Source organism: Phytobacter sp. MRY16-398 (genome assembly GCF_003925915.1).
Classification (GTDB): Bacteria; Pseudomonadota; Gammaproteobacteria; order Enterobacterales; family Enterobacteriaceae; genus Phytobacter; species Phytobacter diazotrophicus.
In genome coordinates, this window is sequence record NZ_AP018756.1 from 569208 (window position 1) to 584292 (window position 15085).

Below are 15085 nucleotides of genomic sequence, written 5' to 3' on the forward strand. Positions count from 1 at the left end.
TTTATCGCTTTTAGTTGGTCGCTGGATATTCCTGGATCGTGACCTGTAGTTTCAGTTTCTTGTCATCACGCATCACTTCAACCGGTATTTCTGACCCGGGACGAATTTCCGCGACCTGGTCCATGGTTTCCAGTGCCGAGACCGCAGGCTTACCATTCACGCTGACAATAACATCATTCACCTGAATGCCTGCCCGGGCTGCCGGACCATCTGGCGAGACTTCATTAACCACGATTCCCTGAATTTGATCGATACCGCCGTTCTGGGTATGCATAGGGGCGATTTCTCTTCCGCCGATACCGATATAGCCACGGATCACCCGACCATCGCGAATCAACTTATCCATGATTTTTGTCGCGAGCTGGAAGGGGATAGCGAAACCAATACCTTCCGGCGTCTCGCCATCGTTGCTTTTGTCGAAAGAGAGAGTATTGATACCCATTAACTCACCCAGCGAGTTCACCAGCGCGCCGCCGGAGTTGCCGTGGTTGATGGAGGCATCCGTTTGCAGGAAATTCTGGCGACCGGTTGGGTTCAGGCCGATACGCCCGGTGGCACTGATGATCCCCTGAGTAATGGTTTGCCCCAGGTTATAGGGGTTACCAATCGCCAATACCACATCACCAATGTGCGGTACACGACGCGGATTGATCGGAATCACCGGCAGGCCGCCAGTGGCGTTAATTTTCAGTACCGCCAGGTCGGTAAGGGAGTCTGACCCCACCAGAAGCGCCTCAAAAACGCGGCCATCCTGCAAGGCAACGATGATCTGGTCTGCATCGTTGATAACATGTTTATTCGTAACGATATAGCCACGCTGATCCATAATCACACCGGAACCCAGGGTACGAATTTCCAGACGATTATGGGATGACGTATTCATACTACGGTTATAGACATAGACTACCGCGGGCGCGGCGCGGCGAACCGCCGGGTTGTAGCTGGCGGGCGTTTCATCGGTACTGTCAAATTGCGTTGCGGTTAGCGGGTTATGCTGGCGTAGCGAAGGCAGGGCGGCGAGGATAATGCCACCAACCATTAAACCAATTGCAACCGAGCGTAAGAGCTTCAAAAACATGATGCAGGCGTCGTCATTAGGGAGTCGCAGCAGCATAGCACGAGTTTTCCGGACATCACATGCAGCGGTGATGTCCGGGATCGTATTTGCTTAACGTAGCAATAAATAGAGTGTTTCATTGCCGCGGATGATTTGCAGAGCAATTACCGACGGTTTGGTTTCAAGAACCTTACGCAGCTCGGCAATGGACTGCACCTGCGTACGGTTAATGCCAATAATGACATCGTCTTTATGCAGGCCTGCCTGAGCAGCCGCACTGCCTTTTTCTACGTTCTCAATATTGATACCTTTCGTACCGTCTTTGAGTTGACCATCACTCAACGAGGCGCCCTGCAGCGCCGGGGAGATCAGTTCAGCGCTGGCGGAAGACGAGGTGCTCTTATCCAGTGTGACTTCAATATCCTGCGGTTTGCCATCACGCAGGATGCCTAACTTCACTTTTGCGCCTGGTTCCGTCGTTGCAATGCGTGAACGCAGTTCGGCAAAGCTGTTCAGCGGCTTGTCATTAAGGCTGACAATCACGTCGCCAGATTTAATGCCCGCTTTCGCTGAGCCGGAGTTCGGCAACACTTCGCTGACAAAGGCGCCACGCTGCACATTCAGGTTAAAGGCTTTGGCGATATCAGCACTCATCTCGGTCCCTTTAATACCCAGCAGGCCGCGTTTGATTTCGCCGAACTGAATCAACTGGCGAGACAGTGTCTGTGCCATATTACTGGGAATCGCAAAACCGATACCGACGCTGCCGCCGCTCGGCGCAAGGATTGCTGTGTTGATGCCAATAAGCTCACCGTTCAGGTTCAGCAATGCGCCGCCGGAGTTACCGCGGTTAATCGAGGCATCGGTCTGGATAAAGTTTTCCAGTCCTTCGAGATTAAGTCCGCTTCGGCCCAGAGCAGAAACAATCCCGGATGTCGCTGTTTGCCCCAGCCCGAACGGGTTCCCCACGGCAACGACAAAGTCACCCACTCTTAACTTATCGGAATCGGCGATCGCGATTTGCGTGAGGTTGCTGGGGTTTTGTAGCTGCAACAGTGCAATGTCGCTTTGATCATCGCCGCCAATCAATTTGGCCTCGAACTCGCGACCATCGTTGAGCTGGACATTGATTTTTTGCGCCTGGTTAATGACGTGGTTGTTCGTCAACACGTAACCTTTTGCTGCATCAATGATGACCCCGGAACCCAACCCTTCAAAAGGCTGAGCCTGCTGCTGTTCGGGCAACTCGTCGCCAAAATATTTTTTCAGTTCATCAGGGACTTTCTGTCCTTGTACCGCCGTTCCTTCCACCTGCACGCTCACCACGGCAGGTAAAACTTTCTCCAGCACTGGCGCGAGGCTGGGAAGCGCTCCCTGGCCTGGAACCTGCGATGGCATCGCTGCCATAGTCTGGATGGGTGCCGAGAGAGATAACCCGACACTTAACGCTAACGCACTCAACAGCTGGGTTTGTTTCTTCATTGATGCTGGCTCTCGTAACCTGAAGTGAAAGGGAAAACGATGCAAAACAGTTTGATGTTATTGAAATTTCAATCGGGTAACAATGAGGTTAATGACTAAATGATAGCTGTGATTATAAAGACAAGACGGGCGCAACCTGTGCGCCCGTTAAAAATGCGGTAATAAAGTGATTATTTGCGGTTTGCGTTGCCGCGCAGCAAGCCGGAGGCACCTTCGGAATAGTCGCGAGGAATCTGTACCGGTGCCTGATCGTTGCCCGCTTCGGACTCCGCCAGACGGTTACGGAATGGGTTTTCCTCAGCAGACATTTCCGGCAGTAAGCTGCTGGAACTTTTTGCCATGTGCTGATAAAGCTGGCGGTAATCATGCGCCATATTGTCGAGGAGTTCTGCGCTGCGAGCGAAGTGATTGACCAGCTCTTCACGGTACTCTTCAAGTTCTGCTTTATTTTTTTCCAGCTCGTACTGCATTGCCTGTTGCTGGCGTAATTTCCGGTTTCCAAAACGCATGGCCACAGCACCAATGATGACGCCGACGACTAACCCAATTAGCGCGTATTCCCAGGTCATGTACTTCTCCCATTGTCTTATGGTTCCGTAGGGTAATAGCTGCAAGCTCCTTGCCTGCGCCTGATTATGCCACTATAACCGCTATTCGCGCAGAAGTGGAATCCCGACGCGGCATCGCGTAGGGTAGAACGACCTTTTTTTCGCCAACCCTGTGGGCAGGATCGATTTTCAAGGAATAACGATAACACCATGCAGAGCCTTACCCCGACATCGCGTTACCTCAATGCCCTCAACGAGGGTAGCCATCAGCCGGATGATGTGCAAAAAGAAGCTGTTAGCCGTCTTGATCTCATTTACCAGCAAATTGTGACCAAAGAACAATCCGCCCCGCAAAGCGGTGGCTTGATGGCGAAATTTGGCAAATTGTTAGGTAAGCGTGAGCCCACGACGCTTACCCCCGTACGCGGCCTTTATATGTGGGGGGGCGTCGGGCGCGGTAAAACCTGGTTAATGGACCTCTTTTATCAAAGCCTGCCTGGGGAACGGAAACAGCGTCTGCATTTCCACCGTTTTATGCTGCGTGTGCATGAGGAATTAACGCAACTACAGGGGCATAGCGATCCGCTGGAAATTGTCGCCGACCATTTCAAAGCCGAAACCGATGTGCTCTGTTTTGATGAGTTTTTCGTATCGGATATCACCGACGCCATGTTGCTCGGCGGGCTAATGAAGGCACTCTTCGCCAGAGGGATTACGCTGGTCGCCACTTCGAATATTCCGCCGGACGAACTTTATCGTAACGGGTTGCAACGGGCGCGTTTTTTACCGGCCATTGATGCCATCAAACAGTACTGCGATGTGATGAATGTCGATGCGGGTGTGGATTATCGTCTGCGTACATTGACCCAGGCCCATCTGTGGCTTTCGCCATTAAATGAAGAGACGCAGCAACAGATGGATCACCTCTGGCAAGCGCTGGCAGGGGCAAAACGGGCTCATTCTCCAGTATTAGAGGTCAATCACCGTCCGCTGGCGACGCTGGGGGTGGAAAATCAGACGCTGGCGGTATCGTTCGCCACGCTGTGTGTGGATGCCCGCAGTCAGCACGACTATATTGCCCTCTCTCGTCTGTATCACACCGTCATGCTATTTGATGTCCCTGTCATGACACCGTTAATGGATAGTGAGGCGCGGCGTTTTATCGCACTGGTGGATGAATTCTACGAACGGCATGTGAAGCTGGTGGTGAGCGCGGCGGTTCCGCTGTACGAGATTTATCAGGGCGAGCGACTGAAGTTCGAGTTCCAGCGCTGTCTGTCTCGTCTGCAGGAGATGCAGAGCGAGGAGTACCTCAAGCGGCAACATATGCCATAACTGCCCGGTTCTCTGTGGGAGAGGGGCTGGGGGGAGGGCATCAGACCGCACAGCCCCAACACCGAAAAAGCCTCTTCAAATCACAAATAGGGGTCGATCTTTGACCCCGACTTCTCTATAATCCTGCGACCCCACGTTACAAGAAGGTTTTTTTCCCAAAACTTTCTCTGCGCCGGCATAGGCTATTCGAAGGGGTAGGTTTGCTGGACAATGTCGTGTGAACCTCAACTGACTAAACGTTTGGGTGTTCACCAACGTGTAACTTATTATTTGGGTAAGCTTTTAATGAAAACTTTTACAGCTAAACCAGAAACCGTACAACGCGACTGGTATGTTGTTGACGCGACAGGTAAAACTCTGGGCCGTCTGGCTACTGAACTGGCACGTCGCCTGCGCGGTAAGCATAAAGCGGAATACACTCCGCACGTTGATACTGGTGACTACATCATCGTTCTGAACGCAGAAAAAGTTGCTGTAACTGGCAACAAGCGTGAAGACAAAATGTACTACCACCACACTGGCCACATCGGTGGTATCAAAGAAGCGACCTTTGAAGAGATGATTGCCCGCCGTCCTGAGCGTGTGATTGAAATCGCGGTTAAAGGCATGCTGCCAAAAGGCCCGCTGGGTCGTGCTATGTACCGTAAACTGAAAGTTTACGCTGGCAACGAGCACAACCACGCGGCACAGCAACCGCAAGTTCTTGACATCTAATCGGGATTATAGGCAATGGCTGAAAATCAATACTACGGCACTGGTCGCCGCAAAAGCTCTGCTGCTCGCGTGTTCATCAAACCGGGCAACGGTAAAATCGTAATCAACCAGCGTTCTCTGGAACAGTACTTCGGTCGTGAAACTGCCCGCATGGTAGTTCGTCAGCCGCTGGAACTGGTCGACATGGTTGAGAAACTCGATCTGTACATCACTGTTAAAGGTGGTGGTATCTCTGGTCAGGCTGGTGCGATCCGTCACGGTATCACCCGCGCTCTGATGGAGTACGACGAGTCCCTGCGTTCTGAACTGCGTAAAGCTGGCTTCGTCACTCGTGACGCTCGTCAGGTTGAACGTAAGAAAGTCGGCCTGCGTAAAGCACGTCGCCGTCCGCAGTACTCCAAACGTTAATTGCTTTCTGCGAAAGCAGAACGATTGGCGAAAAAACCCGGTTTCTACCGGGTTTTTTTATGGATAAAAATCACGTTATCCACAGTAATGAGTTGATTCTCTCTTCTTTTTCAGCATTTCCAGAATCCCCTCACCACAAAGCCCGCAAAATCTGGTAAACTATCATCCAATTTTCTGCCCAAATGCCTGGGATTGTTCATTTTTTGTTTGATGTTTAAACGAGAGTGACTGTGCGCGTGGGTGGGTTACCAACATCTCGCCGGTCAAAGTAAGACTGGTAGCAGTAAAAATACTGAATATACCTGGAGGTTTTCATGGCTGTCGCTGCCAACAAACGTTCGGTAATGACGCTGTTTTCTGGTCCTGTTGACATCTATAGCCATCAGGTCCGTATCGTGCTGGCAGAAAAAGGTGTCAGCTTCGAAATTGAGCACGTGGAAAAGGATAATCCTCCTCAGGATCTGATTGACCTCAACCCGAATCAAAGCGTACCGACTCTTGTCGATCGTGAACTCACTCTGTGGGAATCACGCATTATCATGGAATACCTGGATGAGCGTTTCCCTCATCCGCCGCTGATGCCGGTTTATCCGGTTGCGCGTGGTGAAAGCCGTCTTTACATGCATCGCATTGAGAAAGACTGGTACTCGCTGATGGAAGTGATCATGTCCAGCAGTGGCGCGCAGGCCGATAACGCCCGCCGTCAATTGCGTGAAGAACTGATGCAGATTGCTCCGGTGTTCGGCCAGAAGCCGTATTTCCTGAGTGATGAATTCAGCCTGGTGGATTGCTACCTGGCGCCGTTGTTGTGGCGTTTGCCGATTCTGGGTATTGAACTCAGCGGCGCAGGCTCTAAAGAGCTGAAAGGCTACATGACACGTGTTTTCGAACGCGATTCATTCCTCGCGTCTCTGACAGAAGCCGAGCGCGAAATGCGCCTGGGCCGGGGTTAATCGAATGGACTTGTCGCAACTGACACCGCGCCGTCCTTACCTGTTGCGGGCTTTTTATGAGTGGTTGCTCGATAACCAGCTCACCCCGCACCTGGTCGTCGACGTAACGTTGCCGGGTGTGCGCGTGCCCATGGAGTATGCGCGCGACGGGCAGATCGTGTTGAACATTGCGCCGCGAGCCGTGGGTAATCTTGAACTGGCGAATGATGAAGTGCGTTTTAATGCGCGCTTTGGTGGCGTCCCGCGTCAGGTTGCTGTGCCGCTGGCCGCTGTTCTTGCTATCTACGCACGTGAAAACGGCGCGGGAACGATGTTCGAACCTGAAACGGCATACGATGAAGACGTGGTCACGGTGAACGACGACGACGAAACCTCTCTGCCGGATGGCGAGACGGTGATGTCGGTGATCGATGGCGACAAACCCGATCATGCGGACGATAACGATCCGGATGATGATCCCCCACCACGCGGCGGGCGTCCATCGCTGCGTGTCGTGAAGTAACACAAAGGCAGGGTCAATCGACCCTGCTTTTTTTACGGCAGCAACCCCGGCGCCAGCCAACACGCGATCGTTTCGCGCATTACCTTCCGCCTTGTTACCAGCGCTTCCGGACGCTTAAGATCCTGCTGATAGATGATCGACAGCGTCGACTGGTTAATCAGATAGAAAAATCCCAAAGCCGACATTGTGATGTTTAGCTGCATCGCATCAATACCTGGGCGGATCGTCCCATCCTGCTGACCGCGTTCAAGAATGCGCTGGGTTATCGAAAGCCAGCTACTGTTGATGGGGACAATCGTATCCACTTCCTTAAGATGGCGCGCCTTAAGCTGGTTTTCACTGTTGAGCAACTGGATAAATTCCGGGTTCTCAAGGTAGTAGTGCCAGGTAAAATCCATCAGTTCAAGTACCGCGTCGCGGGCAGGCAGATGATCGAGTTCCAGTGCGGCCTCTTTGGTACGAATATCCTGGTACGCTGCCTGCAAAACATGGGTAAACAGCGTATCTTTGTTGTCGAAATAATAGTAAATCAGCTGTTTGTTCACGTTCGCCGTCGCGGCGATCTGATCAATCCTCGCCCCGTCAAAACCCTTTTCAGCGAACTCCTTTTTGGCTGCATCAAGGATCAGGCTTTTTGTGAGATCTGGATCATGCCTGCGCTTTGTTCTGGCTTCCCCTTTCATAGATCCTCCATTCAATTTATTGTTTTAATTGTAGTTTTAAATAAATCAACCAGTTGGTTGATTTTGAGAAGTCGATCATGAATTTAATTTTTCTCTCTTTCTATACTGCTTTTACAGTTTCAACTGTTTAGTTGAAATGTTTGGCACTCATCAGGGAGTATGCTCATGATCCATTCGCAACGTCCGGTAGCATTAGTGACAGGCTCGACACGGGGAATTGGTAAAGCGTGCGCGTTGGCGCTTGCCAGAGCCGGGTTTCACGTCGCAATCAACGGACGCGATAACGAAGAAGGTCGCGCCCGACAACAAGCCATGGTAGCGGAATTAGAACAATTTGGCATCGAAGCTCTGGCGTTACCGGGTGATGTTTCAGATTTAATTCTCCAGCAAGGGATGCTGGACACCGTTTTGCAACGCTGGGGGCGACTGGACTGCCTTGTCAACAACGCCGGGACGGCGGCAAAGCAGCGTGGCGATCTGCTTGAGGTCACGCCGGATAATTACCAATACTGTCAGGACGTCAACACCAGGGCAATGTTCTTCTTTTGCCAAAAAGCGGCGCGCGCCATGCTTTCGCAGGGTGAGCTTAATAATCAGCACCGCTCTATTATCAACATCACTTCCTGTAGCGCCCACAGCTTATCGATTTCTCGCGGGGAATATTGCGTATCGAAAGCAGCCGCCAGCATGGTGACGCAACTTTTTGCGCTGCGCCTGGCGGAAGAAGGCATCGGTGTTTATGAAATTCGCCCTGGTATCATCGAAACTGACATGACCAGCGGTGTGAAACCGAAGTATGACCAGTTGATCGGCGGCGGTTTGGTGCCGATGAAACGCTGGGGCCAGCCGACGGACATTGCCGTGGTCGTCGATGCGCTGGCAAACGGCAACTTACCTTTCACTGTCGGTCAAATTATTGATGTCGACGGCGGCCTGAACAAATCCCACTTTTAATTGCGAGGCACAGCAATGGCGACAATTTCCGTTGGCATCATCATGCATGGCGTAACCGGGCGGATGGGCAAAAATCAGCATCTGATCCGCTCCATCGTGGCAATTCGTGAACAGGGCGGCGTTGAGCTGGCAAACGGCGACAGGCTCATGCCGGACCCGATCCTGATTGGTCGTAATGAAGAAAAAATTGCCGCACTGGCGAAACAAACCGGTATCAGTCGTTGGGGCACGGATTTGGATGCGGCGCTGGCCAACCCAAACGATACGATCTTCTTTGATGCCGCCACGACGCAGGCGCGCCCCGGTTTACTGAAAAAAGCCATTGCCGCCGGTAAACATATTTACTGCGAAAAACCGGTAGCGGTCAGCCTGTCAGAAGCCGTCGAGTTATATCACTATGCAGAGCAGCAGGGCGTTTGCCACGGCGTGGTACAGGACAAACTGTGGCTGCCGGGGCTGCGTAAACTGCAAATGCTCAATCAGGCGGGCTTCTTCGGTAAAGTGCTGTCGGTTCGCGGCGAGTTTGGTTACTGGGTGTTTGAAGGTGATTTGCAGCCGACCCAGCGCCCGTCATGGAACTACCGTCAGGAAGATGGCGGCGGCATCATCCTCGATATGATCTGCCACTGGCGTTATGTCGTCGACAACCTGTTTGGCGAAATCAAAAGCATCAGTTGCCTGGGCGCGACCCATATTCCGGAACGTTTTGATGAGCAGGGGAACGCCTACAAAGCCACCGCTGATGACGCCGCCTACGCCACATTTGAACTGCACAATGGCACTATCGTGCAGATCAACAGCTCCTGGTGTGTCCGGGTGCGCCGCGATGACCTGGTGACTTTCCAGGTGGATGGCGTGAACGGTTCTGCGGTCGCGGGGCTGACTGATTGTCTGACGCAATCACGTGTGAACACCCCGAAACCTGTCTGGAACCCGGATGTTCGCCAGACACATGACTTCTTCGAAGACTGGGCACCAGTACCTGATACCACCACCTATGACAACGCCTTCAAAGTGCAATGGGAACTCTTTCTGCGCCATGTTCATGGTGAAATCGACTTCCGCTGGAACCTGCTGGAAGGGGCAAAAGGGGTGCAATTGGTTGAACTGGCGCTGCAAAGCTGGAAAGAACGCCGCTGGGTCGATGTTCCGTCACTGGTGCGCTAAGGAGGCCGTATGCAACAGCCCGATCCACGTCGTTTATCGATGAATACCGCCACCGTCCGTAAGCAGTGGACGCTGGATAAGATCATCGACGGCTGCGCCCGTCATGAAATTCGCGGCATCTCGCCGTGGCGCGATCAGGTTCAGGCGCTGGGGTTAGAACGTACCGCGCAGATGATCCGCAGTAACGAACTGACCGTCAGCGGCTATTGCCGCGGCGGGATGTTTCCCGGCATCGATGAGGCGGCACGCCGTGCGGCGGATGACGATAACCGCCGGGCGGTAGATGAAGCACTGGCAGTGAATGCCGCCTGTCTGGTGCTGGTGGTGGGCGGCCTGCCGGGTGATTCGAAAGATATTGCCGGCGCGCGTAGCCAGGTACGGGATGGTCTGGGCCGCCTGCTGGAGTATTCGCGCAAGGTGGGAATGCCGCTGGCGATTGAGCCGCTACACCCGATGTATGCCGCGGACCGCGCCTGCATAAACACCCTTGAGCAGGCCAACGATCTGTGTGATGAGCTCGGTGATGATGGGTTAGGAATGGCCGTCGATCTCTATCACACCTGGTGGGATCCAAAGTTTTTCCAGCAGATCGAACGCGCCGGACGGAAACGTATCCTGGGTTTTCACATCTGCGACTGGCTGGTGCCGACACAGCATCTGCTGCTCGATCGCGGCATGATGGGCGATGGGGTGATCGACATTCGCGCGGCCCGTCAGGCGGTGGAGGCGCTGGGGTATCAGGGGGCGCATGAAGTGGAGATTTTCTCCGAACACGACTGGTGGCAACGTGACCCGGATACGGTGCTCGCTACCTGCAAAGCGCGTCATTTAACGCATTGTTAATCAGATTTTGGCTGTATCTGATGTCTCGTCAGTCTTACCAGGTTAGTCGAGGGAATTATGAATACAGATACAAAAAAGATGATACTGGTGTCGGTGCTGTGTGGCCTTGGCTACATGATGTACTCCGTCGACCGTATGACTGTCTCCTCCGCCATTGGACTTATCGCGACGGATTTTGGGCTCGGTAGAGCCCAGTCCGGGATCCTGATGAGTTCATTCTTCTATGGCTTTATTGGTTTCTTATTTATCTCCGGGATTATCGCCGACAAACTCAGCGGCAAACCGGTGCTTATTCTTGGTTTAGTGATGTTCTCGCTCGCGACGATCCTGACGGGGGTGGCCGGTAGTCTGACATCGCTTATCTTTTACCGTGTGATGACCGGTATCGGCGAGGGTGTCTTCTGGCCCGCCGCATCGCTGGAAGTGGCCAACGTTACCACCGAGAAACAGCGCACCACGGTGATGTCCCTTTACTGGATGGGTTATCCGATTGGCGGCTTCTTCGGTACCTGGCTCGGTGCAATGCTCGGCCCGGTGTACGGCTGGCGCGTTGTGTTCTATGTCGCCGGGGCGCTGGGTCTGCTGGTAGCGCTGGCGTACGCCTTCATGGTGAAAAACGAGCCGAAAAAAGTGGTTGTCGCCACGACAAAAGAAAAAGTGCCGTTAAAACAACTGTTTCGTAACCAGTCCGTCATGCTGATGGCGTTCTATTACTTCCTGCTGCTGAGCGGCTGGTGGATTGTGTTGCTGTGGGCGCCGACCTTCCTGATGAATGTAAAACAACTGCCAATCAGTACCGCAGGAACCATTGCCAGCCTGCTGGGGCTGACCGGCGCGCTGGGGGGCTTCCTGCTTGGGCGTTTATGTGACCGTGGCGACTTCTCGCGTAAGCGTGCGGTGTTGATAGGCATCACGCTCGCCAGCAGTCTGTTGATGGCCGCGATGGTACTGCAACTGCCGGTCTTCGCCGTGGTGATTCTGGTGTTGTTCCTCGGGCTGCTTGGTTACCCCATCACACCGCTGGTCCTCTCCTTTACCGCCGAACTGGTACCGCCACAGCTTCGCGGCTCCGCCATTGGCTTTGTGATGAATGTCGGCATGACGGCCGGTGGGATTTCACCCGTCCTGGCGGGCTATTTCGCGGATAAATATTCCATGTCTGCCGTCTGGTTTGTAGCGGCCTGCGTGATGGTCGTCAGTTCGGTACTGCTGCTGGGGGTGCGTAAAGCGCCCAGGCCAGTGAAAGAGATGGAAATATCCGGGCTGTCATCACGCGTTTAACGAGGTAAAACATGACCACAGCGATCCCGCAATCGATCCTGGAAGCGCTTACGAATGTCTCCATGCCGCGCCATGTCACGATGGCGCAGCCGCAACAGACGCTGGACGTGGCGGGATACCGCATTCCGCTCTACCACAGCGAGGCGTTAGTGATTGGCAGCGGCGCCGCCGGGCTGCGCGCGGCGGTGGAGTTGCGTCGCCGCAAAGTGGATGTTCTGGTGGCGACCCAAACCTTGTTTTGGGGAACATCGGCCTGCTCCGGATCGGATAAACAGACCCTGCATACCGCCTCGACCAGTTTTCGTGGCGATAATTTTACAGCCCTCGCCAGTGCAATTGGCGCGGGTGGAGCGATGGATGCCGACACGGCGTATGTTGAAGCGGTCGGCTCGGTAGAGGCTTTTATCGGCCTGAAAAGCATGGGGCTTCCCTTGCCGGAGGACCGCTACGGCGCCGTATTGCGCTACCAGACCGATCACGATGAAGTGGGCCGCGCAACCAGTTGTGGGCCACGTACTTCCCGCCTGATGGTCAAAGTGCTGGCGGAAGAGGCGGTACTGCTGGGTGTGCCGTTTGTCGATCATGCGACAGCCGTACGTCTGCTCACCGAAGGGGAAGGGGAGCAGCGCCGGGTCGCCGGAGTGCTTGCCATTGTGAAAGGCGCACGGCAGGAGGATAACCCGTGGGGGCTATGTCTGATGCGTAGCGCGACTGTAATCCTGGCGGCCGGTGGACCGGGTGAACTGTTCCGCGACAGCGTCTACCCGAAGCGCTGTTTTGGTTCGCTGGGGCTGGCACTGGAGGCGGGGATTGCGACGGTCAACCTGACGGAACATCAGTTTGGTATCGGTACGCGGCGCGATGAGTTCCCCTGGAACCTCTCCGGCACCTACGTGCAGAGCATGCCTTATATCTACTCGATAGATGCGCAGGGCCAGGAGCATAACTTTCTTGCCCGCTACTATCGCACCACGCGGGAGCTGGCCTCGAATATCTTCCGTAAGGGATATCAGTGGCCGATTCACGCCACGCGAATGCTGGATTTTGGCTCCAGCCTGGTGGATTTGGCTATCTATAATGAGTCGCAGGCCGGGCGCACGATCTATATGGATTTTAACCGCAATCCGCTGCCAGTACCGGGCGATGAACCCTTTGCCCTTGGCAATCTGGACGAGGATGTTTACCGCTATCTGTGCAATAACGATGCCTGTCTGGAGCTACCGATTGCTCGCCTGCAGCGGATGAACCCGCTGGCCATTGAGCTTTATAAACATCATGGTCATGACCTGACAACACAGCCGCTGCCGTTTAATGTCAATCACCAGCATATGAATGGCGGGATTGCGGTAGATACATGGGGCCATTCGACGTTAAGTGGCTGCTATGCGATTGGCGAAGCGGCGGGGACGCACGGAGTAACGCGCCCCGGCGGTGCGGCGCTCAATGCCGGACAGGTCTTTGGGCTGCGCTGCGCGAAGCATATCGCAGCGACGCCACGGGCTGCATCGGAATCTCTTTTTGCCCGTGAAACGGCTGAGCTTTTGCAGCAGATCCAGCGTGACAGCAGCCATCCTCAGGCGTTGCGGATTGACGATATTCGTGACGAAATCCAGCAGCGCATGAGTGAGCGTGCCGGGTTTGTCTGTGATGCCGGGCAGGTACCTGGCGCTGTTCAGGCGGCCCGTCGACTCAATCAACGTATTGCGCAAAATGGGGTGGCAATAACCCATCCAAACCAGACGGCGTTTAGCCTCCAGTGGCGTCAGATGGCGCTGGCATCGGAAGCGTTACTGGTGGCGCTGGAAAGCTATATTGCCCGTGGCGGCGGTAGCCGTGGCGCACGGATGTTGTGCTCTGCACAGGGAGACGTCGCACCGCAAACACGTGAAGGGGTATTGTCTGAGTTTCGTTTCATCTCTGAAAAGGCGGAGCACCGGCAGGAGCAAATACAGGTGACATGGCGCAACGGCGAGTTTGTTGTCGAGCAGCGGCCATTACGTACGCTTGATGACCTCTCGACGATCTTCTTTGAAAAGAACTGGCCAGATTATCTGACGGAGGAGATCTACCGACGTTAGTACTTTACTCAGGCTACGCTAGTGCGAGTAGCCTGGGTAAGCGAAGCGCCACCCGGGAATATTCCCACTCATCACTCGCCGACTTCCCCCTCTGGTGCTAACTTCGCCAGCCAGATATTCCTGTGATATGATGAAGTTGCTATCACATTTGTCATACTCCACTGCCATGGGCGCTATGAAATCATCAGATTCGCACGCTGAAAACACTGCTGAAAATATCGGGCGCACGCTGCGTCGCCGTCCGTTGGCGCGCAAAAAATTATCCGAGATGGTGGAAGAAGAGCTCGAACAGATGATCCGCCGCCGGGAGTTTGCCGAAGGCGATGTGCTGCCCTCCGAGCGTGAGCTGATGGCGTTTTTCAATGTGGGCCGCCCCTCGGTACGCGAAGCGCTGGCGGCGCTCAAGCGTAAAGGATTAGTGCAAATCAGCAACGGTGAACGCGCCCGCGTTTCCCGCCCATCTGCCGATACCATCATTGGCGAGCTTTCCGGCATGGCGAAAGATTTTCTCTCCCGTCCCGGTGGTATTGCCCATTTTGAGCAGCTACGCCTGTTTTTCGAATCCAGCCTGGTGCGCCATGCGGCGGAACATGCCACGGATGAGCAAATTGAACGTCTCGGTAAGGCGCTGGAGCTGAACAGTCAGTCGCTGGACGACAACGCGCTATTTATTCGCTCCGATGTTGAATTCCATCGCGTACTGGCTGAAATCCCCGGTAATCCTATCTTTCTGACGATCCATGTTGCCCTGCTGGACTGGCTGATTGCCGCTCGCCCCACGGTGCCTGAAAAAGAGCTGCATCAGCACAATAACCTCAGTTATCAGCAGCATATTGAGATCGTCAATGCCATTCGCCAGCGCGATCCCGATGCCGCCGATCGCGCGTTGCATGTTCACCTCAACAGCGTTTTCGCCACCTGGCACGCGTTCGATAAACAGCAAAAATCCAGCAACTGATTGACCGATCCCTTTTGCGCGCTAGCGATCGTTTAGTGCGTTAGATCCCATTTAGCGTTTTCTCTCCCAGATGGCGATCATTTGCACTGGTATAATAGGTATAAAGGTATATAGTCAAAGCG

Annotated in this window: 15 protein-coding genes; 11 read left to right on the forward strand and 4 right to left on the reverse strand. The window is 54.0% G+C overall.

Annotated features, from left to right (window positions below; translation table 11 throughout):
- Positions 1–10: 10 nt before the first annotated feature.
- The 3 genes from degS to zapG form a co-directional block, all read right to left on the reverse strand.
- Positions 11–1078, reverse strand: coding sequence for an outer membrane-stress sensor serine endopeptidase DegS (degS, locus tag MRY16398_RS02735; RefSeq protein WP_039077545.1), 1068 nt, complete (start codon positions 1076–1078; stop codon positions 11–13).
- 90 nt (positions 1079–1168) lie between these two features.
- Positions 1169–2539: a serine endoprotease DegQ gene (degQ, locus tag MRY16398_RS02740; protein WP_039077424.1), complete on the reverse strand. Its 1371-nt coding sequence runs from the start codon at positions 2537–2539 to the stop codon at positions 1169–1171.
- 170 nt (positions 2540–2709) lie between these two features.
- Complete coding sequence (gene zapG / locus MRY16398_RS02745; RefSeq protein ID WP_039077425.1) at positions 2710–3108, reverse strand: Z-ring associated protein ZapG; 399 nt, start codon at positions 3106–3108, stop codon at positions 2710–2712.
- Positions 3109–3297: 189 nt separating this feature from the next.
- On the opposite strand from zapG, the gene zapE reads away from it, so the two are divergent.
- From zapE to sspB, 5 genes are all read left to right on the forward strand, one after another.
- Positions 3298–4422: a cell division protein ZapE gene (gene zapE, locus MRY16398_RS02750; protein ID WP_125123805.1), complete on the forward strand. Its 1125-nt coding sequence runs from the start codon at positions 3298–3300 to the stop codon at positions 4420–4422.
- A gap of 285 nt (positions 4423–4707) precedes the next feature.
- The gene (rplM, locus tag MRY16398_RS02760) at positions 4708–5136 is read left to right on the forward strand and encodes a 50S ribosomal protein L13 (protein WP_013364512.1); all 429 of its coding nucleotides are present in this window, start codon (positions 4708–4710) and stop codon (positions 5134–5136) included.
- Positions 5137–5151: 15 nt separating this feature from the next.
- A complete protein-coding gene (rpsI, locus tag MRY16398_RS02765) occupies positions 5152–5544 on the forward strand; it encodes a 30S ribosomal protein S9 (RefSeq protein ID WP_002437466.1) in 393 nt (130 codons plus the stop codon).
- Between the two features lie 314 nt (positions 5545–5858).
- On the forward strand, positions 5859–6497 hold the full coding sequence (gene sspA, locus MRY16398_RS02770) for a stringent starvation protein SspA (protein WP_039077427.1): 639 nt from the start codon (positions 5859–5861) through the stop codon (positions 6495–6497).
- A gap of 4 nt (positions 6498–6501) precedes the next feature.
- Positions 6502–6999, forward strand: coding sequence for a ClpXP protease specificity-enhancing factor (sspB, locus tag MRY16398_RS02775; RefSeq protein WP_039077428.1), 498 nt, complete (start codon positions 6502–6504; stop codon positions 6997–6999).
- A 32-nt stretch (positions 7000–7031) separates the two neighbouring features.
- Here sspB and MRY16398_RS02780 read toward each other — a convergent pair whose 3' ends face one another.
- Positions 7032–7682, reverse strand: a complete 651-nt coding sequence (locus MRY16398_RS02780) for a TetR/AcrR family transcriptional regulator (protein ID WP_071194425.1) — start codon at positions 7680–7682, stop codon at positions 7032–7034.
- 165 nt (positions 7683–7847) lie between these two features.
- Between MRY16398_RS02780 and MRY16398_RS02785 the strand changes: the two genes are divergently transcribed.
- The 6 genes from MRY16398_RS02785 to nanR all read left to right on the forward strand — a co-directional run bounded on the left by MRY16398_RS02785 (position 7848) and on the right by nanR (position 14963).
- Positions 7848–8636: a 3-ketoacyl-ACP reductase gene (locus MRY16398_RS02785; RefSeq protein ID WP_052249198.1), complete on the forward strand. Its 789-nt coding sequence runs from the start codon at positions 7848–7850 to the stop codon at positions 8634–8636.
- Between the two features lie 15 nt (positions 8637–8651).
- Positions 8652–9803, forward strand: coding sequence for a Gfo/Idh/MocA family protein (locus MRY16398_RS02790; protein WP_039077430.1), 1152 nt, complete (start codon positions 8652–8654; stop codon positions 9801–9803).
- A 9-nt stretch (positions 9804–9812) separates the two neighbouring features.
- Complete coding sequence (locus tag MRY16398_RS02795) at positions 9813–10646, forward strand: sugar phosphate isomerase/epimerase family protein (RefSeq protein WP_039077431.1); 834 nt, start codon at positions 9813–9815, stop codon at positions 10644–10646.
- Positions 10647–10703: 57 nt separating this feature from the next.
- Positions 10704–11927 carry an MFS transporter gene (locus MRY16398_RS02800; RefSeq protein ID WP_071194427.1) on the forward strand — a complete coding sequence of 408 codons (1224 nt, stop codon included), beginning with the start codon at positions 10704–10706 and terminating at the stop codon, positions 11925–11927.
- Between the two features lie 11 nt (positions 11928–11938).
- Positions 11939–14005: an FAD-binding protein gene (locus tag MRY16398_RS02805; protein ID WP_125123806.1), complete on the forward strand. Its 2067-nt coding sequence runs from the start codon at positions 11939–11941 to the stop codon at positions 14003–14005.
- A gap of 175 nt (positions 14006–14180) precedes the next feature.
- Positions 14181–14963 (forward strand): transcriptional regulator NanR, encoded by a 783-nt coding sequence (gene nanR, locus MRY16398_RS02810; RefSeq protein ID WP_409349123.1) that lies wholly within the window; start codon positions 14181–14183, stop codon positions 14961–14963.
- Positions 14964–15085: the final 122 nt, after the last annotated feature.